The organism is Phaeobacter gallaeciensis, assembly GCF_001678945.1.
Lineage (GTDB): Bacteria > Pseudomonadota > Alphaproteobacteria > Rhodobacterales > Rhodobacteraceae > Phycobacter > Phycobacter gallaeciensis_A.
The window spans coordinates 325065-349297 of record NZ_CP015124.1; the positions used below are offsets into that span (position 1 = coordinate 325065).

27 protein-coding genes are annotated in these 24233 nt (G+C 63.3%); 4 read left to right on the forward strand and 23 right to left on the reverse strand.

What is annotated here, in order from left to right; translation table 11 throughout:
• Positions 1 to 125 precede the first annotated feature (125 nt).
• From JL2886_RS01470 to JL2886_RS01485, 4 genes are all read left to right on the forward strand, one after another.
• Entirely contained in the window at positions 126 to 425 is a 300-nt protein-coding gene (locus JL2886_RS01470; RefSeq protein WP_065273470.1) for an FtsB family cell division protein, read from the forward strand.
• Positions 426 to 657: 232 nt separating this feature from the next.
• The gene (pdhA, locus tag JL2886_RS01475) at positions 658 to 1671 is read left to right on the forward strand and encodes a pyruvate dehydrogenase (acetyl-transferring) E1 component subunit alpha (RefSeq protein ID WP_065270396.1); all 1014 of its coding nucleotides are present in this window, start codon (positions 658 to 660) and stop codon (positions 1669 to 1671) included.
• A 16-nt stretch (positions 1672 to 1687) separates the two neighbouring features.
• On the forward strand, positions 1688 to 3067 hold the full coding sequence (locus tag JL2886_RS01480; protein WP_065270397.1) for a pyruvate dehydrogenase complex E1 component subunit beta: 1380 nt from the start codon (positions 1688 to 1690) through the stop codon (positions 3065 to 3067).
• Positions 3068 to 3079: 12 nt separating this feature from the next.
• Positions 3080 to 4411, forward strand: coding sequence for a pyruvate dehydrogenase complex dihydrolipoamide acetyltransferase (locus tag JL2886_RS01485; protein WP_065270398.1), 1332 nt, complete (start codon positions 3080 to 3082; stop codon positions 4409 to 4411).
• 94 nt (positions 4412 to 4505) lie between these two features.
• On the opposite strand, the gene JL2886_RS01490 is transcribed toward JL2886_RS01485, so the two are convergent.
• The 23 genes from JL2886_RS01490 to JL2886_RS01600 form a co-directional block, all read right to left on the reverse strand.
• On the reverse strand, positions 4506 to 4799 hold the full coding sequence (locus tag JL2886_RS01490) for a DUF1330 domain-containing protein (RefSeq protein ID WP_065270399.1): 294 nt from the start codon (positions 4797 to 4799) through the stop codon (positions 4506 to 4508).
• Positions 4800 to 4989: 190 nt separating this feature from the next.
• Positions 4990 to 5799: a serine O-acetyltransferase gene (gene cysE / locus JL2886_RS01495; protein WP_065270400.1), complete on the reverse strand. Its 810-nt coding sequence runs from the start codon at positions 5797 to 5799 to the stop codon at positions 4990 to 4992.
• A gap of 129 nt (positions 5800 to 5928) precedes the next feature.
• The gene (locus tag JL2886_RS01500; RefSeq protein ID WP_065270401.1) at positions 5929 to 6213 is read right to left on the reverse strand and encodes a hypothetical protein; all 285 of its coding nucleotides are present in this window, start codon (positions 6211 to 6213) and stop codon (positions 5929 to 5931) included.
• Complete coding sequence (locus tag JL2886_RS01505; protein ID WP_065270402.1) at positions 6210 to 10184, reverse strand: baseplate multidomain protein megatron; 3975 nt, start codon at positions 10182 to 10184, stop codon at positions 6210 to 6212. The genes JL2886_RS01500 and JL2886_RS01505 overlap by 4 nt, the downstream gene beginning before the upstream one ends.
• Positions 10184 to 10657 carry an NlpC/P60 family protein gene (locus tag JL2886_RS01510; protein ID WP_065270403.1) on the reverse strand — a complete coding sequence of 158 codons (474 nt, stop codon included), beginning with the start codon at positions 10655 to 10657 and terminating at the stop codon, positions 10184 to 10186. Before JL2886_RS01510 ends, JL2886_RS01505 begins: the two co-directional genes overlap by 1 nt.
• Positions 10654 to 11541 carry a DUF2163 domain-containing protein gene (locus tag JL2886_RS01515; protein WP_065270404.1) on the reverse strand — a complete coding sequence of 296 codons (888 nt, stop codon included), beginning with the start codon at positions 11539 to 11541 and terminating at the stop codon, positions 10654 to 10656. Before JL2886_RS01515 ends, JL2886_RS01510 begins: the two co-directional genes overlap by 4 nt.
• Positions 11541 to 12173, reverse strand: a complete 633-nt coding sequence (locus JL2886_RS01520; RefSeq protein WP_065270405.1) for a DUF2460 domain-containing protein — start codon at positions 12171 to 12173, stop codon at positions 11541 to 11543. The genes JL2886_RS01515 and JL2886_RS01520 overlap by 1 nt, the downstream gene beginning before the upstream one ends.
• Before the next feature lie 52 nt (positions 12174 to 12225).
• Positions 12226 to 12882, reverse strand: coding sequence for a phage tail tape measure protein (locus JL2886_RS01525; RefSeq protein ID WP_065270406.1), 657 nt, complete (start codon positions 12880 to 12882; stop codon positions 12226 to 12228).
• Complete coding sequence (locus JL2886_RS01530; protein WP_065270407.1) at positions 12869 to 13084, reverse strand: rcc01693 family protein; 216 nt, start codon at positions 13082 to 13084, stop codon at positions 12869 to 12871. The genes JL2886_RS01525 and JL2886_RS01530 overlap by 14 nt, the downstream gene beginning before the upstream one ends.
• Positions 13081 to 13404 carry a gene transfer agent family protein gene (locus JL2886_RS01535; protein WP_065270408.1) on the reverse strand — a complete coding sequence of 108 codons (324 nt, stop codon included), beginning with the start codon at positions 13402 to 13404 and terminating at the stop codon, positions 13081 to 13083. The genes JL2886_RS01530 and JL2886_RS01535 overlap by 4 nt, the downstream gene beginning before the upstream one ends.
• 3 nt (positions 13405 to 13407) lie before the next feature.
• Complete coding sequence (locus JL2886_RS01540) at positions 13408 to 13821, reverse strand: phage major tail protein, TP901-1 family (protein WP_065270409.1); 414 nt, start codon at positions 13819 to 13821, stop codon at positions 13408 to 13410.
• A gap of 47 nt (positions 13822 to 13868) precedes the next feature.
• A complete protein-coding gene (locus tag JL2886_RS01545) occupies positions 13869 to 14276 on the reverse strand; it encodes a DUF3168 domain-containing protein (protein WP_065270410.1) in 408 nt (135 codons plus the stop codon).
• Positions 14273 to 14623 (reverse strand): head-tail adaptor protein, encoded by a 351-nt coding sequence (locus JL2886_RS01550; protein ID WP_065270411.1) that lies wholly within the window; start codon positions 14621 to 14623, stop codon positions 14273 to 14275. Before JL2886_RS01550 ends, JL2886_RS01545 begins: the two co-directional genes overlap by 4 nt.
• On the reverse strand, positions 14620 to 15219 hold the full coding sequence (locus JL2886_RS01555; protein WP_065270412.1) for a head-tail connector protein: 600 nt from the start codon (positions 15217 to 15219) through the stop codon (positions 14620 to 14622). Before JL2886_RS01555 ends, JL2886_RS01550 begins: the two co-directional genes overlap by 4 nt.
• A gap of 170 nt (positions 15220 to 15389) precedes the next feature.
• Positions 15390 to 16571 carry a phage major capsid protein gene (locus tag JL2886_RS01560; RefSeq protein ID WP_065270413.1) on the reverse strand — a complete coding sequence of 394 codons (1182 nt, stop codon included), beginning with the start codon at positions 16569 to 16571 and terminating at the stop codon, positions 15390 to 15392.
• On the reverse strand, positions 16546 to 17160 hold the full coding sequence (locus tag JL2886_RS01565) for an HK97 family phage prohead protease (protein ID WP_082995963.1): 615 nt from the start codon (positions 17158 to 17160) through the stop codon (positions 16546 to 16548). Before JL2886_RS01565 ends, JL2886_RS01560 begins: the two co-directional genes overlap by 26 nt.
• Positions 17161 to 17192: 32 nt before the next feature.
• Positions 17193 to 17411 (reverse strand): GTA head formation protein, RCAP_rcc01685 family, encoded by a 219-nt coding sequence (locus tag JL2886_RS01570; protein WP_065270415.1) that lies wholly within the window; start codon positions 17409 to 17411, stop codon positions 17193 to 17195.
• The gene (locus JL2886_RS01575) at positions 17404 to 18597 is read right to left on the reverse strand and encodes a phage portal protein (RefSeq protein WP_065273471.1); all 1194 of its coding nucleotides are present in this window, start codon (positions 18595 to 18597) and stop codon (positions 17404 to 17406) included. Before JL2886_RS01575 ends, JL2886_RS01570 begins: the two co-directional genes overlap by 8 nt.
• A 121-nt stretch (positions 18598 to 18718) precedes the next feature.
• Positions 18719 to 20092 carry a DNA-packaging protein gene (locus JL2886_RS01580; protein ID WP_116560288.1) on the reverse strand — a complete coding sequence of 458 codons (1374 nt, stop codon included), beginning with the start codon at positions 20090 to 20092 and terminating at the stop codon, positions 18719 to 18721.
• Entirely contained in the window at positions 19989 to 20336 is a 348-nt protein-coding gene (locus JL2886_RS01585) for a hypothetical protein (RefSeq protein ID WP_065270416.1), read from the reverse strand. The genes JL2886_RS01580 and JL2886_RS01585 overlap by 104 nt, the downstream gene beginning before the upstream one ends.
• 315 nt (positions 20337 to 20651) lie before the next feature.
• Positions 20652 to 21806, reverse strand: a complete 1155-nt coding sequence (gene mltG / locus JL2886_RS01590; protein WP_065270417.1) for an endolytic transglycosylase MltG — start codon at positions 21804 to 21806, stop codon at positions 20652 to 20654.
• Complete coding sequence (gene fabF, locus JL2886_RS01595) at positions 21807 to 23072, reverse strand: beta-ketoacyl-ACP synthase II (RefSeq protein ID WP_065270418.1); 1266 nt, start codon at positions 23070 to 23072, stop codon at positions 21807 to 21809.
• A 274-nt stretch (positions 23073 to 23346) separates the two neighbouring features.
• Positions 23347 to 24090 (reverse strand): HisA/HisF-related TIM barrel protein, encoded by a 744-nt coding sequence (locus JL2886_RS01600; protein WP_065273473.1) that lies wholly within the window; start codon positions 24088 to 24090, stop codon positions 23347 to 23349.
• Positions 24091 to 24233: the final 143 nt, after the last annotated feature.

Consider the following 24233-nt stretch of genomic DNA (forward strand, 5'->3'; position numbering starts at 1 on the left):
AAACTGCCCGCGTTAATCATTTTTGGGATTCACAGAGTGATTCGGTTGTGGCATACAGGATGCAGACATCGAAACAATCGGTGCAAAAACAATACTTTGAGCAGTATCATACAGGCAAACTCAACGTGACCCGAAGCAATAAGCCGTCTCTCGGCGCATTCGCCTTCTTCTCCATCGCATTCGCGCTGAGCGCGTATTTTACCTTTGCGGCGGTGCAGGGCGATTTCGGGTTGTTCAGAAGGGTCGAGATCCAGGCAGAAGCCGAAGAGCTTCGTCAGGATCTCGATCTCCTTCAGGCTGACATCGATCGGATGGAAAACCGCACCCGGCGCCTGTCTGATGATTACCTTGATCTGGATCTTCTCGATCAGCAGGCCCGTTCCGTTCTGGGCATGCTGCGCGCCGACGAAATCGTCATTCGCTGATCCAGCACCTGCCTCACAAGGCTTACCCTCCCTTTACCAGTGCATGAAACCGGTTGTTGCTGCAGGCTCTTTGCCGTGCAACCATGGCGTCACGAAGATATGACCGCCCGGAATATGGGATTTTTATGCATTGTTGTGACCCCGCGTCATAAAAGCACTCGCCAGTCACAGCAAAATCGAATATGGATTAGTTTAACACTAAACTATCTGGCTTTGAGGGGAGTCCGCCATCATGGCTGCTAGGAAAAGCACCAAGAAACCAAATGTTTCCGCCGAAGACCTGACCCGCCACTATCGCGAAATGCTTCTGATCCGCCGATTCGAGGAAAAGGCCGGTCAGCTTTATGGCATGGGTCTGATCGGGGGCTTCTGTCACCTCTACATCGGCCAGGAAGCCGTCGTGGTCGGTCTGGAGGCCGCCGCGGAGGAAGGCGACAAGCGCATCACATCCTACCGCGACCACGGCCATATGCTGGCCTGTGGCATGGACCCGGATGGCGTCATGGCCGAGCTGACCGGTCGCGAGGGCGGCTATTCCAAGGGCAAAGGCGGCTCTATGCACATGTTCTCGAAAGAGAAGCATTTCTATGGTGGCCACGGTATCGTCGGTGCGCAGGTACCTCTGGGTGCCGGGCTTGCCTTTGCCGATAAATACAAGGGCAACGGCCGCGTAACCTTTGCCTATTTCGGCGATGGTGCCGCCAACCAGGGCCAGATCTACGAGACCTTCAATATGGCCGCCCTTTGGCAGCTGCCGGTGGTCTTTGTCATCGAGAACAACCAATACGCCATGGGCACCGCCCAGGCCCGGTCGACCTCCACACCCGAGTTGTTCACCCGCGGCGAGGCCTTTGGTATTCCCGGTGAGGCAGTGGATGGCATGAACGTGCTGACCGTCAAGGACGCAGGCGAGCGCGCCGTGGCCCACTGCCGCGCGGGCAAAGGTCCCTATATCCTTGAGGTGAAGACCTATCGTTATCGCGGCCACTCGATGTCGGACCCGGCCAAGTACCGGACCCGCGAAGAAGTCCAAAAGATGCGCAGCGAACGCGACCCGATCGAACAGGTCCGCGAAATGCTGCTGACCGGCAAGCACGCCAGCGAAGACGATCTCAAGGCGATCGACAAAGAGATCAAGGACATCGTCAACAAGTCTGCCGATTTCTCCAAGGAAAGCCCTGAGCCCGCCCTGGATGAGCTGTGGACCGATATCTACGCCGACGAAATTCCGCAGAAGAGCGCCTGAGGGAGAGATCAAGACTATGGCAACTGAAATTCTGATGCCCGCCCTGTCGCCGACCATGGAGGAAGGCACGCTGGCCAAATGGCTGGTCAAGGAAGGCGATACCGTGAATTCCGGCGATATCCTCGCCGAGATTGAAACCGACAAGGCGACGATGGAGTTCGAAGCCGTCGACGAAGGCGTGATCGGCAAGATCCTGATCGCCGAAGGCAGCGAAGGTGTGAAGGTCAACACCGCCATCGCCGTGCTGCTGGCCGAGGGCGAAAGCGCCGATGACATCGCCGATGCCGCACCTGCTGCCAAGGTGGAAGCACCGACCGCAGAGGCACCTTCGGCGCCCGCTCCGGCGGCCGCTGCTGCCGCGCCCCAAGAGGCCCCGCAGGTGGACGAAACACCGGATTGGCCCGAAGGCACCACGCTTAAGCAGCAGACCGTGCGCGAGGCGCTGCGCGATGCCATGGCCGAGGAAATGCGCGGCACCGAAGAAGTCTACCTGATGGGTGAGGAAGTCGCCGAATACCAAGGCGCTTACAAGATTTCGCAGGGTCTGCTGGATGAATTCGGCGCCAAGCGCGTCATCGACACGCCGATCACCGAACACGGCTTTGCCGGGATCGCCGTGGGGTCGGCCTTTGGCGGGCTGAAGCCGATCGTCGAATTCATGACCTTCAACTTTGCCATGCAGGCGATCGACCAGATCATCAACTCGGCCGCCAAGACGCTGTATATGTCCGGCGGTCAGATGGGCTGCCCCATCGTGTTCCGCGGTCCCAACGGCGCCGCCGCCCGCGTGGGCGCCCAGCACAGCCAGGACTATGCCGCCTGGTACATGCAGATCCCGGGCCTGAAGGTCGCCATGCCCTATTCCGCCTCTGATGCGAAGGGCCTGCTGAAATCCGCGATCCGCGATCCCAACCCGGTTATCTTCCTTGAGAACGAGATCCTCTATGGCCGCTCCTTCGATGTGCCGGACATGGATGATTACACCGTACCCTTCGGAAAGGCGCGCATCTGGCGGACCGGCGACGATGTCACCATCGTCTCCTTCGGAATCGGCATGCAATACGCGCTCGAAGCGGCGGACAAGCTGGCCGAAGAGGGCATCAATGCCGAGGTGATCGATCTGCGCACCCTGCGTCCGATGGATCTGCCCACGGTGATCAAATCGGTAATGAAGACCAACCGCCTTGTCACCGTCGAAGAGGGCTGGCCACAAGGTTCGGTCGGCAGCTACATCGCCTCCGAAGTGATGCAGCAGGCCTTTGATTACCTTGATGCGCCCATCGTGACCTGCACCGGCAAGGACGTGCCGATGCCCTATGCCGCGAACCTCGAAAAACACGCGCTGGTCACTACGGATGAGGTGATCGCCGCCGTGAAACAAGTGACCTACCGGTAAGGAGAGACAGCGATGCCCACAGAAATCCTGATGCCCGCCCTCTCTCCCACCATGGAGGAAGGCACGCTGGCGAAATGGCTGGTCAAGGAAGGCGACACCGTCGCCTCTGGCGATCTTCTGGCCGAGATTGAAACCGACAAGGCCACGATGGAATTCGAAGCCGTCGACGAAGGCGTCATCGGCAAAATCCTGGTGCCTGAAGGCAGCGAAGGGGTGAAGGTCAATACCGCCATCGCCGTTCTGCTCGCCGATGGTGAAAGCGCTGATGACGTGGACGCAGCGCCTGCCGCGAAGCCGGAAGTTTCCGCGCCAGAAACCGGCGTTGGAAACGATAATGGCGGCCCCAAGGAAGCCCCGGCCCCCACGACGGCGCCCGCTTCCCCTGCCCCGGCTGCGCCTGCCGCCGCCGACGGCAGCCGCATCTTTGCTTCGCCTCTGGCGCGGCGCATTGCGGCAGACAAAGGGCTGGATCTGGCTGCGATCAGCGGCTCCGGCCCGCGCGGTCGCATCGTCAAAGCCGACGTCGAAGGCGCTACAGCAGCACCAAAGGCCGAGGCCCAGCCTGCCGCTGCCCCCGCAACCGCCGCTCCGGCTGCGCCTGCCGCGCCTGCTGGTCCTTCTGCGGATGCCGTGGCCAAAATGTACGAAGGCCGCGATTACGAAGAGGTCAAGCTCGACGGTATGCGCAAGACCATCGCCGCGCGCCTCAGCGAAGCGAAACAAACCATCCCGCATTTCTACCTGCGCCGGGATATCCAGCTGGATGCGCTGCTGAAATTCCGCGGTGAGCTGAACAAGCAGTTGGAAGGACGCGGCGTGAAGCTGTCGGTCAACGACTTCATCATCAAGGCGGTGGCCTTGGCGCTGCAATCGGTGCCCGAAGCGAATGCCGTCTGGGCCGGTGACCGCGTACTGCAGATGAAAGCCTCGGACGTGGCGGTTGCCGTCGCCATCGAAGGCGGTCTGTTCACGCCCGTGCTGCAAGACGCCGACATAAAGTCGCTCTCCAGCCTGTCGACCGAGATGAAGGACCTGGCCACCCGCGCCCGCGACCGCAAACTGGCGCCCCATGAATACCAGGGCGGCTCCTTTGCGATCTCCAACCTCGGCATGTTCGGCATCGACAATTTCGACGCCATCGTGAACCCGCCCCATGCAGGCATCCTCGCGGTTGGCTCTGGCGTGAAAAAACCGGTTGTCGGTGCCGATGGCGAGCTGAAGGTCGCCACGGTGATGAGCGTCACCATGTCCGTCGATCACCGCGTTATCGATGGCGCGCTTGGGGCAAACCTCCTGACCGCCATCGTCGAGAACCTGGAAAACCCGATGGTCATGCTGGCCTGATCCAGGCAGCTGTTCCTATCACACCAAACAGGGGCCGGGCGGAAACGTCCGGCCCTTTTGCATCCTCCAGCCCGGTGCTGGCGCCCAAAACAGCCTAGGCGAGCTTGTCGACCAGAATGGCGTTCAGCGTTGATCCGGACCTGCGCAGGATCGCAAGCCTTTGAAACTCATCCGAGTTCCAGAACCTTTGCGCATGCGCACGGTCGGGAAACTCAAGGATGAAAGCCGCATCGGGCAACGGGTCGCTGCCTTCCATCATCTCCGGCTCGCCGCCCCGGACCAGAAACTCACCGCTATGCGCCTCAACCACTTTGGGGATTTTGGCAAAATACTCCTCCATCCAGTCGCGGCTGTGGATTTGCATCTGCCCGATAATAAACGCTGTCATGCTGTAACCTCCCAGACCAGCAACACTGGACGAAAAGGCTAATGGCAAATTACCTCTGCACCAAACCTTCCCGACAAACAGGCGGAGGAAATACCCTGCCAAAACACAGGGCGTTGCAGACCATGAAAACAAAAACGGGGCGGCTTCCATTTGGAAGGTGCCCCGCTCCGTGCCCCATACGGAGCCTGAATTACTCGCCGCTGGCCAGAACCTGGTTCATGCTGACCGAGGGCTGATCGCAGCCAGCCTCACCAACGATCTTGGCCGGCACGCCTGCCACCGTCTTGCACGGGGGGACATCGTTCAGAACGACAGAACCGGCCGCAATGCGGCTGCAATGGCCGATGCGGATATTGCCGAGCACCTTGGCTCCGGCGCCGATCAGCACGCCATCCTCGATCTTGGGGTGGCGGTCCTCTTCTTCCTTGCCGGTGCCGCCCAGAGTCACCGAATGCAGCATCGACACGTTGTCGCCAACCACGGCGGTTTCGCCGATCACGATGGAATGAGCGTGGTCGATCATGATGCCCTGGCCGATCTTTGCAGCCGGGTGAATGTCGACGCCGAAGATTTCTGAAATCCGCATCTGGAAGAAATAGGCCAGATCGTAATCGCCCTGTTTCCACAACCAGTGCCCAACCCGATAGGCCTGAACGGCCTGGTAGCCCTTGAAGTACAGGATCGGCTGCAAAAGCCGGTGGCAGGCCGGATCGCGTTCATAGACCGCCATCAGATCGGCCCGCGCCGCTGCAATCAGCGACGGGTCGGACGCGTAGGCTGCATCGACGATCTCGCGCAGAATCACCATCGACATCTCGTTCGAGCACAGCTTGGCCGCCACGCGATAAGAGAGCGCCTTTTCGATGGTTGGATGGTGCAGGATGCAGGCGTGAATCAGACCGCCCATCAGGGGCTGTTTATCAACGGCCTCCTGCGCTTCGGTTGCGATGCGGTCCCAGACAGGGTCCAGCGGAGTAACGGCTTTGCGTGTCTTGATCATGGTGAGGCATCCTTTTCTCACATCAGACTACGTATCTAACGCAAGTTTGGCCAAACGCAAATTTGTGAAGAGAAGTATTTTCATTATGAATGGATCGCGGGGCAGACGTCCCATGCGTGGCGCACAGGCTTACCCTATTCGCCCATGCACGGCGCGCAGGACCCGGATCGTGCAAGCAAGGTATTCGGCATCATCGAGCGGTGGCTCATCCGCCAGCGGAAACAGCCGTGCTGCCGCGCTGAGCGTGCCATCGCCCCACCTGGGGTGCAGCCCCATGCCCTGCTCCATATGGGCACAAGCCCGCGCGGCACCCGCAAACAGGCAGGCACAAAGGCGGGCGCGCTTTGCCTCGGGGACATGCAACAGCGCGCGGGCGGCGGAGGAGATATCACCCGGCAAGACGGGCCGCCTCATGTCAGCACCGCCCGGGCAGCAGGCCCGGCGCCGAACCGGTCTGAAACCTGCGCCACCTCAATCCGGTCCCCCGGCAATGCCCCATCCGCCACCTGCATCACCGCCGAGTAACTCCAGCCCGGCGCTGATAGTGTCACTTCCCGCAGAACCACGGGCCCGCGCAGGACACGCAGCAGATATTCCTCACGCGCCTCGCCCAGCGGTACCTCCTGCAGATCCCAGCTGTCACCCTCGATCCGGGTGCGGCGGATCCAGCTGACCTGTATCGCCCCGCCCAGCGCGCCCTCTAGGCGCAGATGCACCGGCGCATAGGGGCGCAGGCCGTTGCCATCAAAGGCCTCGATCCGGTGCACATAGCTTGGGTCGTCATAACCCCGCCGCGCCGGACCGATCCGGTAGTGACGCGCCCTGCGCCGCTGCGCCAGCGGCAGATCGAGCTGGCGCAGGGTATCATCCAGCAGCACCACGAATGAACCTTCAGGCCAGATATCAGGCATCAGCCCGTCGCTGCCCAGCTGGCCGCGCAAACGCCCGCGCAGCAGATAGGTCTCGGGGGCCAACAGTTCGGCACTGCGGAACTGGAAAATCTCCCAATTGCCATTGCTGCCATCGCCGATTGCAGCCGCATTGGCCCCGTTCAGCACCGCCAGCATATCTCGGCTTTGCAACTGTCCAAAGATCAGCTTGACCTGCAGATCGGCCCCCAAATCCCAGCGCCCGACCGGCCCGCGCAGCAAGGGTGACTGGGTGATCCCGATGACGGATCGGGCTGCGATCACCTCTTCCAGTTCCAGCGTGTAGCCTTCGTCGGCCTGCGCGCCGTAGACCGCGACACTGCCGGGCCAGGGCTGGGCGGTAATGGCCAGGTGCGGCGCATGCGGGGTTTCCTCGCCCGTCAGCAAGGGTAGGTCCATGAAGAGCGGCAGCACAGGCACGGGCGCTGCGAATTCATTTACACCGGGCAGCTCCTCGGCGCTGGGGGATGGGAGATAGACGCCGGGATCGATCCGCACCGCCTCGACCAATTGCGCCTCGGCCATTTCGATACGATCCACCCGGTAAAGGGTGGGCGTCTCCTCGGCGCTCTCACTGCCCTGCCCCGAGGTCTCCTCCTCAGCACCGGGGTCAGCAATCGGCAGGGCGATCACATCCCCCACCGCAATATCCAGCCGCGAAGGCGGCAGCACAAAGCGCGCGCTGTCGCGGGCGATGCGGGCCTCGATCAGCCAGCGTTCGGCGATCTGGCGGGCCTCTGCCCCAGTCAGAACCATCGGCAGGTCGTGTTGACCTGCCGCATGGGTCGCCTGATCGGGCAGGACGGCCTCTTGCGCGGCGAGATCGTAATTGGCGCCCCATTCCGCATAGCGCAACCGTACCCTGCCCGTCAGCTCGGCCTCGGCGGCGCGCTGATGGGCAATGTCTCCTTCCACCTCGGGGCTGTCGACCAATTGCTGTGGCTCCAGCGGGCGAGCACCGGTGCCCTTGCGCGGCAGGAAGCGCAGCAGCCCGTCCTGTTCGATCACATCAAACCCGTGCCGCAGCATCAGCGGCTGCAGCGCGGCGCGGGCAGTCTCTGTTCCTTCAAGGCTATAGCCATGCACGATCCCGTAAAGCGAGCTGACATCGGTCTCGCTCACGCCGGAGCGGGTGCAGATCTCAGTCACCGCCGAGGACAGCGTGCGCTGACCAATGCGGCCATTCAGCCAGTGCCCCCGCAGGTAGTTCTCCCCGTCGCTCCAGACCTCGCTCGCGGCTGGAAAGGCCGGAAAGGGCCGCGCGTCCCAGGCCCAGACATAGGCGTTGTCCATATCCAGCATCGGCGCGTCATATTCCGGCGAAATGGGGTTGTTGGCCGGATCACTCCAATAGCCAAGCATCGCACGCAGGTATTGCAGCTGGATCAGATCATCGCGCTGGCCATTGGAATACTTCGGCAATCTCGATTCCGAGCTTTTGGGATCCAGGAACTTGTTTGGCTGATTGGTACCCCTGTCGATGGCGGCGCAGCCGAGTTCCGTGAACCAGATCGGTTTGCTCTGCGGCTCCCATGCCGTGGGCAGCGGCTGACGCACGCCGCCGATCCGTTCGTGATGGGTGTTGCCCCACCAGTTGCGCAGATCCTTGTAGCGCCAGATCCAGGGTTCCTGATGGGCGCCATCCGTGATTGGGGTGCGGATCTGGGCGGCTTCGGCCTCGGGCGAGTGGTAATACCAATCGTAACCTTCGCCCCCCTCGATATTGCCACGTAGGTAATCCAGATCATAAATCGCAGGCACTCCGGCTTCGGCGTCCAGATGGTCCGTGCCCTGCCGCCAATCGGACAGCGGCATGTAATTGTCGATCCCAATGAAATCCACCTCCGCATCGGCCCAGAGAGGATCCAGGTGGAAATAGCGGTCGCCTTCCGGGCTTTGGTAGCCCCAGTATTCCGACCAATCCGCCGCATAGCCGATCTTGACCTCTGGCCCCAGGATCTGGCGTACCTCGGCGGCCAACGCCCGCAGGGCCGTCACAGCCGGAAATCCGCTGACGCCCCGGATCTGGGTCAGCCCCCGCATTTCCGAACTGATGCAAAAAGCCGCCACCCCGCCCGCTGCGGCGCAAAGCGCGGCATTGTGCAGAATGAAGCGTCTCAGCCCCCAGTCCTCAGGTCCACTATAGGTGACCGTGCCATCGCCAATGGTGAAATCACCGGCCGAGGCCTGCCCCATGAAGGCGGCGACTTCTGCATCCGCAGCGGCGCTTTGATCCGGGCTACCTGCGCGCCCCGGCGCCACCGACAGTGTGATGCGGCCCCGCCAGGGCAGATGCGGCTGGTCCGGGTTATCGCTCCATGGATCCGGCAGACCATTGCCCTCGGCCTGATCCATCAGGATGAAGGGATAGAACATCACCCGCTGCCCGGCAGCGTTCAGCGCCTTGATCGCCTCCACCACCGCCGCATCGGCCGGGGTGCCGCCATAAAGGGGATTGTCGTCTTCGTCCTTCGGCACCTCCTCGGCGCTGCTACGATCCTGTCCTGAGACTTGCCAGGGCATTCCGACGCCCTCGGCCAATTTCTGCTCCACCTTGGGTTTGATCCGGCACTCCCCGCAGCGCAGGTCATCGCCAAACCAGGACACGATCAGCGAGGTCGCCTTGCAGGTTGGCAACTCCTCCTCCAGCGCCGCAAGCGAGGTCAGAAGGTCTGTCTGCCCAGATGGCGAGTGAGTATTGGCGGCGCGCATATCACCGGGCCCACCGGAGTAGTTCACCGCGCGGCTGGCCAGCGCGTATTCGCCTGTCCCCGGCATCAGCGCCACGCCCCGCACCAACTGCGCTGGATCAAGGTCGAACTCGGCACCGCCAGGCTGCGCGCCACGTATCACCTCAAACGAGAACTGCGGCACCCGGTTGCCAAAGCCATCCAGCGCGATGTCTTCCAGCACCACATAGGCGGTGCCGCGATAGGCAGGCACCTTGCCTGCGCCCTCGATGGCCTCCATCACTGGATCGGGCGCTTGATCCGGGGTGCCGCGATAGACCGTCATGTTGAGATCCAGCGGCGAGACTTCCTCCCCATCGGCCCAGACCCGCGGCACCGAGGCGATCTCCCCTTCACACAGGGCAATCGCCAGCGAGACCGAATAGCTGTAGCGCGTGACGCTGGGCTGCCTTGGCCCGCCCTTGCCGCCACCCGTGGTGGTGGTACTTTCCTGAAAATCAGAGGCCCAGATCACCTGACCGCCAATGCGGGTGCGGCCCAGAACCTGCGCGATGGGTTGGCCTTCGCTGGCCTGCGTCAGGCGGAACTGGCTGACCTTGCCGGTTTCCACCGGGTCCGACCCGGCGCCGAGCAACCGTTCGTCAATGGCCCGCCCCAGCGTCGCGCCCACCGCCCGGCCAATCGCCACCGAGGACAGCCCCGCCACCGTGCCCCCCACGGCCCCGCCAATTGCGGCGCCCGCCGCAGAAAGAAGAATGGTCGCCATCAACTCACCTCATCGGGAAATGCAAAACGCGCCACAATACGGCGCTGCCAGGGGCCGGTCAGCGCGCTCTCAACGACGCCGCGCGCGCTATAGGCATGAATGAAACGGGGCTGCCCCTGTAGCACCTCTGGCGCGCCCGTTGCGGATTGAATGCCAAGGTGTTTGGCCACGGCCCCGGCGCGCATGCGAAACAACAAGACATCGCCGACCTCGCAGGCGGAGAGCGGTTTTGCCCGCAGATAACGCTGGGCCGCCTGCCATAGGCGTTCCTCGGCCTGCGGTTCGGACCAGTCCATCGTATAGGGCGGCAGCGGCGCCGGTTCCTGCGCGCAGTGTGCCCGCCAGATCCCCCGGATCAGCCCCAGGCAATCGCAGCCCGCACCCCGGCAACTGGCCTGATGCACATAGGGCGTACCGATCCAGTCCCGGGCGGTCTTGGCAATATCCGCGCCTGTCACCCTTCCGCCCGTCATCGGCGGCTGCCGCCGGTATTGGCGCCAGTCGAGCGCGGCACCGACATCACCCAGTCCTCTCCGGGGATATCTGGAAAGCCCTGAAAGTTGATGAGGTTGTTGAATTTGAGGCGGCAGGTCTCCATCCGCTTGTCACAGCCCGCATCGAGCTGCAGCAGGTCGCCGGGCGCCACCGGCGCGCGCAACGGCTCCCACAGTTCGATCAGGCGGCCCGTGGCATCGCTGCGGTCCTGTTTGATCGCGCTCCACAGCCCCTCAGCCGCGCCCGTCAGCACCGTCAGGCGCCCACGGGTAAACCAATCGGGTTCAAAGCCTGCCAGATCACCCCAATAGAACAGACGGCCGTCCTCGCTGCGCTCGACCGCGCGGGTCTCGCTATAGCCGGGCAAGTTCAGATCGAAGCGGCAGGTGTCATCGCCCAGAACCGCAGTACAGGGTTTCTGGTAGACCCGGCCCAGCGGCTGGCTCAGTGCCTCGCTCAACCCGCGCAGCTCGGCCTCAAAGGCACTGCCCGCGCGGCGCAGCTCTCCGATCGATCCGCGAAACTGCAGCCAGCGCAGCGACAGGTCCTGCCAGTTCACCAGCCAGCAGCGCACATCCGCCGCATCAAACCGTCCCGCCTCGATATCCTCGGCCCGCAGCGTGGTATCGGACAGCGCCCCCAGCGCCTCGGTATTGTCCACCGACAGGCCCGTCGCCTGTTGCAGCGCTCGTGCGGTCAGCCCGCTGCCCGCCTTGAACGTCATCCCGTCAAATGCCAGATCGCGGTCGTGGTCGGTAAAGCCAAAGAAGGCGCCATCCCGGCAGGTTAGTCCCCAGGCCCGGCACAGTGTTGTCACCCCAGTGGCGAGGTGCTTCAGAAAAGGTTGCGACGGCCCGGCCATCAGATCCGCACCTCCACAATCGGGACATCCGGCACATCGCCCGCCTGAAAGGAGGCGACGCTGGTCAGGATCTGATCGGTGTCAAACCGCACCGGCACATCGAATTCAAAGCCCGCGACGACCTCCAGCCCGGCCTCGGGCGGATAGGCCAGCGTGATTTCACCCGTCGCGGTGTCGAGTTCGTAATCGACGCTCTCGCGCAATTCCTCCTGCTTCAGGCCCACGCGCACCGTTCCCGCCACCGGTTTGGCAATCGGGCGATGGTAGAGCGAGGTGCCGGAGCGATAGGACTTCACCAGTTGGAAGCGCGTAGTCTGCCCATCGCCGGTGCCGATCACCTCGTCCCGGAAATCGACCTCTGCGCTGGCGCGGGCCGATTTGTAATCCGACCAGTCCTTCCAGCGAAAGCCGTACATCTGCCCCTGACGGGCCTCGAAAAAGGCAATCAGAACCTCGATATCCTCAAGCGAGCGCAGACCAAGCCCGGCATCATAGCGGCGCCGCGAATGCGCCCAGGGGGTGTTGCGCTCCTCATGGCCATTGGCGAGCGAGACGATATCAGTGCGCCGCTGCGGACCGCCGACCGAGCCGAAGCTGAGCGAGGCGGGAAATCGGACATCGTGGAAATTCATCGGAATACCCCCTTTTGGGATCTGTCGTTGGGTAGATCAGGCGGCGCGCAGATCAGCGATTGCGGTTGCCACGCGACAGGGCGCGGGACAGGCGCGCGGCGATCTGCCCTTCGCTGCGGCGGAACCCGGCCACATCCGGGGTGGTAATGTTCATCACCACCTGCGTTGCACCGCTGCCGGAACTGGTGACGCCAAGCGATCCGTCGGCGGTGCGGCGCAGTGGCAGGATCGCCTCTGGCCCCGCTTCGCCCATCAGCCCGGTACCGCCGCGCATGGGAAACATCGTGGCGCCGCTAACCACGCCGCCCCGGGCAAAGGGCATTACCCGCCCCTGCGAAAAGGCTGCGCCATCGGCAAAGGGCAGGATGTCGCTGACCAGATTGCCAACACCGCTGGCCAGCAGCCCGCCCACGTGATCGGTGACCGGGCGGATAGCGGCGTTATAGCTGGTTCGGATCATCGAGCGCGCAACGGTATCCAGCGCGTCCGACAAACTCTTTCCATCAAACACCACCCCTTCAAAGGCGCGGCGCAACCCGCGTGACATGCCGCGTTCAAGGCTTTGCACATCCTTGCCCGTCGCGGCAAAGGCCTGGCGCACCCGGCGCAATTCCGTGTCGAAACTGGCCGCCATGCCGGCGGCATCCCCCAGCGCATCCCCCAATGCCTCGCTGCGCAGTTCCAGTTCGGCGATTTCACTCTCCGCCATGGTCAGGGTCCTTTGCTTTCGGAGTGTCTGGAAAGGCGGCCATCAGATCCTCAAGCCCTGCACGGTCCAGCGCCCCGCCAGCGCCCACGGGGGCCAGCATCAACCGCAACTCGGCCGGGGTCAGGCGCCAGAAGGTATCGGGGCTGAGGCGCAGACCAACCAGGCCGACACGCATCAACGCGGGCCAGTCAAAGCTGCTCATGCATCTGGCCTGGGAAGAGAGAAACTGCGCGCCAGCAGCTGCGCCGCCACCCGCGCTGCGCCCAGAGGTCCCGCCGCGATATCCGCCTGGGCCAGTTCCTCGGCGCTTAAGGAATGGCCGCCGCCCTCAAGACCCGCCGCCAGCAGGGCAAGGATATCGCGGGCGGAAAACCGCCCCGCCTCGAACCGTTGCACCAGATCAACGAGACTTCCCTCTGCAAGGCTTTGCTCCAGCCCGGCCAGGGCGCCAAGGGTCAGCTTCAACGCGTAAGGCTTTCCATCGATGGTGATTTCCACCTCGCCACTGTAGGGATTTGCCATGGATCACACCGCAGTAAAGCTGAGCATCCCGGCGCTGGCCAGCGCCAGCTCGTAGGTGGCCTCGCCATTGTGGGTGCCCGCATAATCCAGCGAGGTCACCTGAAACGGGCCTTCGATGATACCGAAATCGGGGATCACCACCTGAAAATCCGGGGTGATCCCGTCAAAGAACAGCTGCCGTGCCCGCTCATCCGTTCCCGCATCGCGAAACACCCCAGAACCCGAGATATTGGCCGAGCGCACCCCGGCGCCAGAAAGAAGCTCCCGCCAGCCGCCCTGGCTTTCAAGGCTGGTCACATCGACGCTTTCGGCGTTGAAACTGATCCGGGTGGCGCGCAGCCCCGCGATGGAATCGAATTGCCCATCGCCGGTCATATCCACCTTGATCAATAGATCCTTGCCATTCTGTGCACCCATTAGGTCACTCCACTATTGTCTGAATTAAAGAACCGGCAGAGCAGCGTTCAGCTGTCTTCGACCCGGGCGGAAAACCGCAATACGATGCTACGCCCGCCGCCACTGAGCCGCTGTGCCGCGGCACGGTCGAACCAGAGGCCCACCAGCCGCCCCCGGCTCAGCAGCAGCGGCGCATCGCTCAATGCATCACAAACCGCCGCCGCCACGGATTTTGCATGGGCAAATCCGGCGGTGTCAGAAAACACACTAACCGTGAACCGATGCCGCGCCCCGGCCCCTGTAGCATCCGAGCGATCCTCGACCTCCTCTGGCCCCAGAGCCACGTAGGTCTGTGGCAGGGTACCCGACGGCAGTGCGTCGAACAGATCACTGCCGATGAGCGCACTCAGAGCCGGATCCGCCAAGAGGTGCTGATAGACCGCGGCCTGCAGCGCGGCGGAAATAGCATAGCTCATGCGCCCAGCTCCTCGACCACGAAACAGGTCAGATAGCGCGCGCCGGGGTCCGCTTCGCTCACCGCGTCTATGCGAAACCGGCGGGTACCTTCGCGAAGCCGCTGATCAGGACGCGGCCGCGCCGTCTCCCCCACGGGGGCGGCCCGCACAGTGATGCGATAGCGTTGCAGCGACAGGCTGCCGCCCTGCTGGTCTGCGTTACGCCCGCTGAGCGCCGTGACCTCGGCCCAGAGGGTGCCAAGCGCGCTCCAGCTTTCGACATATCCACCGGCGCCATCGGGCAGACGCCGCGGGTCCTCCAGCACCAACTGCCGGGACAGATGCGGACGGCGCGACGCCGCGGTCATTGCACCGCACCCACGGACAGGCGTATGGCGCGATAGCGTTCGATCAGGCTGGTGACGCCAAATGGCATGCAACCGCCGTGCAGGCCAGTATCCTCGCGGTATTCGTAGTAATGCGCCGCCAGCATCAGCACCGCCTGCGCCAGATCGGCAGGCAAGCTGCCCCAATCCGGCGCCAGCCCAGCCGCGAAACTGACCCGCACCGAACCGCCCTTGGCCACGATGGGCAGGAACCCGCGCTGCGAGCAGAGTTTGGGATGATGGGTGTCGCGCTCCAGCCGGTAGAGGGCTGGGTCCACGATCACTTCGCCGCCCTCAGCATCCCGCATCACGATCTCGGTCACCGAGGTCACCGGCGCGACCGGCAGAACCTCTGCCTCTGCGTTGCGCCAGCGCGTCTGCTCCCAGGTGAAACTGCGTGTTATCAGTATCTTTCCGCACCGCGCTTCGATGGCAGAGAGAGCCGCACGCAAGAACCCGTTCAGAACACCATCCTGAAGGCTGTCTTCGGGAAACCCGGTGCCCAGTCGCAGGTGCGCCTTAAAGGCCTCCAGCGGCAAGGCGCTGTCCGGCAGCGGCGCCACATCGGTCAATATCATCACATTTCTCCGCACTTCCCGGCGTCCTCATGGCTTTGTCTCATCGGCTGCAGCGGGCGCACGTCCTCCCTGCCGCTCGGACGGAGGGGGAGCAGCTGGACGACAGGGAGTATCTGACATGCGCCCGCCGACGGGTCCGGGCTGCCGGTCCCGTCATCGGTCCCGGGCGGTTAGCTCAGGCCGAATTTCATCAGTTTGATGGCCGCAAAATCGCTGACATCACCGCCGATGCGTTTGGTGGCGTAAAACAGCACATGCGGTTTGGCGCTGAAGGGATCGCGCAGCACCCTGAGGTCGGGCCGTTCGGCAATTGTGTAGCCGGCCGCAAAATCGCCAAAGGCCACCGCGTAGCTGTCTGAGGCCACATCGGGCATGTCCTCGGCCACCAGCACCGGATAGCCCATTAGCCGCGCCGGTTCGCCCGCAGCCAGACCGTCGGACCACAGAAAGCGGCCGTCAGCGTCCTTCAGCTTGCGGATCACCCCGGCGGTCTTGGAATTCATCACAAAACTCGCATTGGCCCGGTAGCGCGCCCCCAGCGCATAGACCAGATCGACAATCGCATCGCCCGTGCCGATGCCCCCATCGGTGCCCGTCGCCACATAACCAAGGCTGCCCCAGCTCCAGCTGCTATTGTCGACCGCCGGGTGGGCCAGAATCCCGGTGGGTTTGTCGATCCCGTCACCGCTCAGAAAGGCCGCCGCCTCGGAGCGGGCGAATTTGTCGGCGATACGTCCGGCCAGCCAGCCTTCGATGTCAAAGGCGCTGTCGTCCAGCAGCCGTTGCGAGGCCTTAGGCAAGGCGCTGAGTTCATGCAGCGGGATGGTGATCCGGTCAATGGAGGGCGTGCTGGTTTCGACCGTGGGATCGGTTTCTCTGGCCCAGCCTGCCTCCACATCCGTATGATCGATCAGCACATCGAACGAGGTCGCTTCGACATTCACGACCGAGGCCACGGCCCGGATCGAGGCTGTCGATTGCAGCACCGATTTCACCGTGTCCGCCGTTTGCGGATCCGCCAGGTAGCCGCCATCGCTGTTGACCACGGTGGACAGGGATTTACCGTCGAGATCCAGCCCGCGCAACGCGCTCTCATCCCCTGATCGCAGATAGCTGCCAAAGGCCTTATTATGCGGGGCGCCAATGTCTTCGCCTGCCGCCAGTTGCGGTCGGTTCACCACCAGAGATTTTCGATCCAGCATTGTCATTCGCGCGTCCACCTGTTTCAGTTTTTCCTGCACTTCACCCCGGAACCCCCTGAAGTCTTTGACAAAGCCGGAAACCGCCTGCCGGACTTCCTGCGCCAGAGGCGCCGTATCTCCGGTGTCAGCCGGACTGTTGTGATTGCTCATCTGCCTGTCCTGTGTTGTGAAGGTTTTGCGCGCCCGGGATCCCCTCGGCATCCGCGCAGGCATCGCGCAGCTCAGCCGCGAGGGTCCGCAGAGCCTCATCTGCGCCACGCCGCGATTTTGCCGACACCCGGGCCGTCGCCAGCATCGGGAAGGTCACCAGCGAAACCTCCCAGAGATCCAACTCGGTCAGTTGCCGTCCGCCGCCGGCCCGCCGGGTCGCCTTGACCGTGCGATAGCCAATCGACAGCCCGTCAATGGCCCCGGCCGTGATCAGGGACACCGCTTCGGCGCCGCGGCGGGTATCGGTCAGGACCCGGCCGCTGACCCAAAGGCCACGCGCATCTTCGCGTACCTCGTCCCAGACCCCAATGGGCTGCGCAGGATCGTGCTGCCACAGCATCTTGACCTTGCAGTCCCGCGAAGCCAGTGCCTGCAACGAGGCACCATAGGCCCCGGGCATCACCACATCGCCGCCCTGATCGACCTCGCCAAACAGGCTGGCGTAGCCCCGCACGACATTGTCCGCCGCAAGGGCAATCCCGCCGCCGCCTTTGGCAAACTTATGCTCCAATTCCATTTCAGGTGGCATGCAATACTCCCGATAACACTCTGAATTTGTGATCAAAGACCGACCAGAAAGGATTGAAACGCCTGCGCCAGGATCACCGCGGCGACGCCGTAAACAGTCAGCCACAGGCGTTTTTCCAACCGTTCCATCATCTGCTCCATCCGCTCCAGCCTGCGGTTCATCGCCTGGTTCTGAATCTCGGTGACGCGTTCATGTGCAGACAGCCGCAATCCCGGAGAACAATCAAACGGAGGCAAGGGTATCTCAGACATCCGTCTCTCCCTCTGCCAGCGGCGGCAGGCCCAGCAGGCGGCGTTTTTCATCCCGGCTCAGGAAATCGGCGCTGGAGATCCGGCGCCACTGCGCCTCGCGCTCGGCCGCAAGGGCCGTCACCTGATCAAGGTCTGGTTTCAACTCCAGCGCCTCACCCGTAAATCCCGACAGCCAATCCGAAAGCGCCGTTGCCACACGGCCCGCCAGCGGCAGCACGGTCAGCCGGTAAAACGCGCGGTTTGCCTCTTGATAATTGGCGTAGGCAGCATCGCCGGGCAGGCCCAGCAGCATCGGCGGCACCCCGAATGCCAGGGCGATTTCCCGCGCAGCGGCTTCCTTGGTTTGCTGAAATTCCATGTCCGAGGGCGAAAACCCCATCGGTTTCCAGTCAAGGCCGCCTTCCAGAACCATCGGGCGGCCAGCATTGCGTGCACCCTGAAAATTCGTTTCAATTTCATCGCTTAACCGGCGAAACTGATCCTCGGGCATCATGCCCTGCCCATCGCTGCCGGACCAGACCAGCGCCCCGGATGGACGGGCAGCATTATCCAGCAGCGCCTTGGACCAGCGCGAGGCAGCGTTGTGAACGTCCACAGCCGTCGCAGCCGCCTGCAAGGGTGCAAGCCCGTAGTGGTCGTCCTGCGGGTGGAAACTGCGGATGTGGCAGATCGGGCTGCGGGTGCCAGTGGCGGCAAACCGGTGCTTGCGCCCACCCACCGCATAATCATAGGCCACCGGCCAGCCATCGCCCCCCGGCACGACGCTGATCCGGTCTGGGCGCAGCACGTGCAGTTCTGCCGGTAGTCCCTCCTCCCCGGCTACCGCCTCGACGTAGGCATTGCCAGACAACAGGGTATACCCGATCAGCGCCTCGATCAGGTCCGAGCGGGATTGCGCCGGATTTGGCCGTGCGAGCAGGGTCAGCAGCGGATGGTTGTCATAGCGTTGCGTCGCATCCTGCAGGATCAGCGGCAAAGAGGCAGCCGCCTCGGAGATCAATTTGACGGCGCGAAATCCCACTGGATTGCCTGCAAAACCGCTGCGGGTCAGCGAGACGGCGTCGCGCGGACTCCAGCTGACACCGCCCAGCCCGTGCCAGTTCACCACGCGGGCCGCCGCGCTTGCTTTCTGCTGCACCGGGGGTTCGGCTGCCCGTGTCTTGCGCCGCAGGAGGTCAAAGACCATGCTGCACTCCTCATGCTTGATCGGGCCAATCCGCCCTTTGCTGAGAAACAGTTGTGCCTGAGAGGAATGAAGATCCACGAAGTGCCGCGCCCGCCGGGGGCGCAACACCCCGGCCCCCGGATCAGAGCAGACGCGCCCGTGGCAGGCGCAGAGAGGCGGCAGGACGGATCATCAATTCGTGCAGGGCCCAGACCAACGCATCCAGCCGATCCGGCGATCCCTGGCCCAGATATCCCCGTGCCGTCATCTGGCACATCTGATCTTCGAGCGCAGCGAGCCCCGGCAGATGCGCCACCCGTCCCTGTTCATAAAGCGCCGCGACCGGTTCCGCCCGCGCCGCCTTGCCGCGCGCTGCGTGCAGGGCGCGAAAGGGCACCATTGGATCCACCTGCCGCAATACGCTTTCGACCAGCGCGCCGCCCTGATTGACCTCGGCCACCAGCCGGTCGGCGTCGAATTCGTCGCGCGCGCGGATCGCCGCCTGGGCCCAGGCCAGCGGTTGGGCGCCCTCCTGGGTGCGGTCGGCCAGCACGAAAGCCCGCCAATCCTGTGGCGGCCCGTCGGTGATGGCACCGGCCACCACGATACCGCAAGCGTCCGAGGATTTTCCGGCGCTGACCGCAGGGTCCACCGCCACCACCACCCGGCTCAGCCGCGGGGCAGTCTCGACCCGGCCCCTCTCCAACTGTTCCGCCGACCAAAGCGCCCCCTCCACATCCGAGAGCAGCACCCCGTCCAGTTCCTGCCGCCCCAGCCGCGATCCGGCATAGCGCGTGCGGACCTCTGCCAGGAAGGAGGGCGCCAGATGCGCCCGGTTTGCCTCGGTCGCGGCGTGGCTTTGTACCGTGCTGTCCCGCGCCAGCAACTCCCGCAGCAGCCGCGTGTTGCGGGGCGTTGTGGTGACGCAGACCTGCGGGTGCGTGCCAAGCCGCAAGGCAAATTGCAGCATATCCCAGCAATCCCTACCCTTTTTCCACTTGGCCAGTTCGTCCGCCCAGGCCGCATCGAACTGCGGGCCGCGCAGGGCCTCGGGATCATGGGCGGAAAAGGCCTGCGCCATCGCGCCATTGGCCCAGATCAACTTGCGCTCGCTCGGCTTCCACGTCGGACGGCGATCCGAGGGAGAGCAAGCCAGCAGCCCACTGTCGCCGTGGATCATCACATCACGCACCTGATCGTATGTCTCAGCAATCAGTGCAACGCGCCGGGCCTTTCCTACGGCCATGGGCGTCGCCCCCTCGACCTGCGCCCGCAGCCATTCTGCGCCGGCCCGCGTCTTGCCCGCCCCGCGCCCCCCAAGGATCACCCAGCAACGCCAATCACCCTCTGGCGGCAGCTGATGGGGATGCGCCCAGACCTCAAACAGATAGGGCAACGCCCGCGTGGCCTGATCACTCAAGCTCTCCAGTAGGCGGTTCTGCAACTGCAGCGGCACGGAGGCAATCCAGGCGGCGGCAGATTTCAGCCCGGGCCTCTTCAAGGTCGAGTTCAGCATCCCCTGCGGCGGTGTCATGGGTTCGCTCTGCAATCAACTTCTCCACTTTCTGGCTGTCCCGGATCAGGCTTTCGAGCTTCGCCACCTGCTGCCGCTCTCCCTGTGTCAGCGCAACTGCACCGTTCTGCATCAGGGAGTCGTGCAAGCCCTCCGCCTCGTTGCGCAGCCGCAGCAGCGAGGCCTGCAAAGACCGCAACAGATCGCGGACAGGCCGATGGTCATCGGCGGGGTCTGGTGTTGTCATGGGAATAATCGGGCCTCATACGGAAATGCTCCGGATGAGAGAAAGAAAGGACGGCCGCCGACATGCGCTGCGGGGCCGCCAAGTTTCCTTCCAACTGCAACTCAACTTATACGGGTTTCTGCCCATCATGTCAAGCGCTGCAGCAGGTTGGCAGAACGGCGGCGCCAATCCTTGTTAGGCTTTGCGGCCCGTCGGATGCAAAGCGACCGGGTGTCCCGCGGTCAGCACGCAAAGAAAAAGGGCGCCGAGGCGCCCTTTTGTATCACTGTGAATTTGTCGTCCGCCGCTGGGTGCCAGCGTCAGATAAAGGACACCTCAATCGCTGCTACGCTCTGCCTCGATCTGGCGCCACTTGACCACGTTGCGGTTGTGTTCGGCCAGGGTTTCGGCAAAGGCATGGCCACCCGTGCCATCAGCGACGAAGAACAGGTAATCCGTTTCATCCGGATTGACCGCGGCCTCCAGGCTGGCAAAGCCAGGGTTGGCAATTGGGGTCGGCGGCAACCCTTCGATGACATACGTATTCCAAGGCGTTACCCGGCGCAGCTCGCTTTGACGCAGACCACGTCCCAGCACGCCCTCGCCTTGAGTGACACCGTAGATCACCGTCGGGTCTGTCTGCAAACGCATGCCGCGTTTCAGACGGTTGGTAAAGACGCTGGCCACTTGCCCACGTTCCTCGGCAACACCGGTTTCCTTTTCGATGATCGAGGCGAGGATCAGCATCTCTTCGGGCGTTTCCACAGCAGCATCCGCAGAGCGACCTTCCCAGGCGGCATTGATGCGCAGGACTTGACGTTCCTGCATTTCTGCAAGGATCGCTGCCCGCTCATCACCGGGCGTGACCTCATAGCTGTCCGGCGCCAGCATGCCCTCGGGCGGGCGCTCACCGGGATCGCCTTCAAGGATATCCATGGACTTCAGCGCCTCGGTCACCTGCCAGCTGGTCACACCTTCGGCCAGTGCGATGCGGAACCGGGTGTCGGCTTCGGCCTTTTTCTCAAGGTATTCGGCGGGCGCTTCGTCCTCGGCGGGGTTGAACTCTGCCCGCTCCACGAACCGGTTGCTGGCCGGATCCAATTCGCGCACCTCAGCCAGAACCCGGGTGACGCCGACGCGATAGACGATCTCGGTGCCGCAGGTGCTGGCGCCGCCACGGGTGATCTGATCGACGATCTCCTCCATCGAGGCGCCGGGTTGTACCAGGTAGCTACCTGCCTTCAGCAGCGATGCCTTGTCGCTGTATTTCACACCAACCCGGAACAGGGCCCCGGAGGTCACCGCGCCCTGATCCTCCAGCGTGCGGGACACGCGGGTCATGTTGGAGCCGCTTTTGACGCGCAGGCAGATGGCCTGCTCCAGCGGTCCCTCAGAGGTGTATTGCGACTGGCCCCACATGATGACGCCGCCCAAGAGGAACAACGCCACGATGAGGACCGTCAGCATGTTGGAGGCCAGTGCGCGCCACATTTATTTCGGCTTTCCGAAGATCACCGAAGCATTGGTGCCGCCAAAACCGAAGGAGTTGGACAGGGCCACGTCGATCTTGCGTTCGCGTTTGGCGTTGGGCGCCAGATCGACCCGGCTTTCGATGGCGGGGTTGTCCAGGTTGATGGTCGGCGGTGCCACCTGATCGCGGATCGCCAGGATCGAGAAGATCGCCTCGATCGCGCCGGCCGCACCCAGAAGGTGACCGGTCGACGATTTGGTGGAGGACATGGTGACATTGCCCGCGTGATCGCCCAGCATCCGCTCAACCGCGCCCAGCTCGATGGTGTCGGCCATGGTCGAGGTGCCATGTGCGTTGATGTAATCCACGTCTGTCGGCTTCAGGCCCGCATTGGACAGCGCGGCCCGCATGGCGCGCTCGCCACCCTCACCCGATTCCGACGGGGCGGTGATGTGATAGGCGTCGCCCGACATGCCGTAACCCAGGACCTCGGCATAGATCTTGGCGCCGCGCGCCTTGGCGTGTTCGTATTCTTCCAGCACCACCACGCCGGCGCCCTCGCCCATGACGAAACCATCGCGGTCCTCATCATAGGGGCGGCTCGCGGATTGCGGATCGTTGCCGTATTTGGTGCTGAGCGCCTTGCAGGCGTTGAAGCCCGCGATGCCGATCTCGCAGATTGCCGCCTCGGCGCCGCCGGCGACCATTACATCGGCGTCGCCTGCCCGGATGATACGGCTGGCATCACCGATGGCGTGCGCGCCGGTGGAACAGGCGGTGACGACCGAGTGGTTCGGGCCGCGGAAGCCATAACGGATCGACACCTGACCGGAGGCAAGGTTGATCAGCGAGCCAGGAATGAAGAAGGGAGAGACACGGCGCGGACCGCGTTCCTTGATCAGAACCGCGGTGTCTGCGATCGAGCTGAGCCCGCCGATGCCGGAGCCAATCATCACGCCGGTGCGCAGCAGGCTTTCCTCATCGCTTGGGGTCCAGTTGGCATCCTTGACGGCCATATCCGCAGCCGCCATGCCATAGAGGATGAAATCATCCACCTTGCGCTGTTCCTTGGGGGCAAGGAACTCATCGGGGTTGAAGGTACCATCGGTGCCATCACCGCGCGGGACTTCGCAGGCATAGGTGGTGGCGACGCCGCTTTCATGGGCATCGAACAGGGTGATCGGCCCGGCGCCGGATTTACCTTCCAGCAGACGCGACCATGTTTCTTCTACCCCGCTGGCCAAAGGGGTAACCAGGCCAAGTCCGGTGACAACTACTCGACGCATTCCATGCTCTCCTCTGCCTCGGCATTTTTCGCCCATCCAGATACCTTGGATTTACCAAAAGGTGCAAGAGCGCCGACGCAGGTCCGCGCAGATGGGCCGGTCGGACTGTATTGTCGGAGAGCCACCAAAGAAAGACACCCTACGGCCTGCTGCGCCGAAGGGTGTTTTCATTTCTTTTCAGCAGACTAGGCGACTGACCTATCACCTTGGTAGCCCGGAGCATCCGCCGCCGGAGCCCGCAGAGCGCCGAAATAACGACCGCGTCATCGGTGCTTTAGCGAAATTCCGCGACGGGTTCGGGTTGCGGACGGGCGGTTTCCAGCGCTTCCTCAAGCGTCAGCGTCTTGCGGAACAGCGCCCGCCCGACCAAGGCACCGGCAATATTGGGGATGTATTTCAACCGCGAAATGTCATCCACGTTGCGCACCACGCCGCTGGCGATGACCGGCGCTTTCGCCTCGGCTGCTAGGCCGGAAATCAGACCCAGCTGCGCCTCGACCTCGGACATGTCGCTGTCGATATCGGTGACCAGGATTGCCGCGAAAGGCGCGTTTTCAAAGGCGGCGATATAGGCTTCGGGAGAGAACGCACCGGATTGACGCCAGCCTTCGGTCATCACCTGCCCCTGCCAGACATCCACCGCGAGCACGATCTGATCGGGGTGTTGCTTGGCCAATTCGCTGACCAGCGCCGGATCCCGCGCGGCCAGGGTGCTGACGGTGACCCGCCCGGCACCAAGGTCGATCCAGTGCTCGACCTGCTCGCGGCTGCGCAGGCCACCCCCCAGTTGCACCGGAATGCCGACGCTGCGGATGATTTCCTCGACCAGCGCAGCATTGGAATCATCGCCCTGCACCGCATTGAAGTCGGTCAGATGCATCCATTCCGCTCCGGCGGCCGCAAAATCCTTGGCCGTCTTGACCGGATCCACATGCCAAAGAACCGGTTCCTCCAGGCGCCCCTTGTCCAGCGTTACGCAACCGCCGTTCATCAGCTCCATCGTGGGGTAGATCATCATGGCATAGGTCCTCCTAGCGGGTTGGATCAGGATATCGTCCCCAGCATACCACAGACTGGGAACGTCCATGATCACCTCGCCACAAAACCGTCCACCCTCCATGACGCAAAACGGCGCTTCCCGGTAGGAAAGCGCCGCCTTGG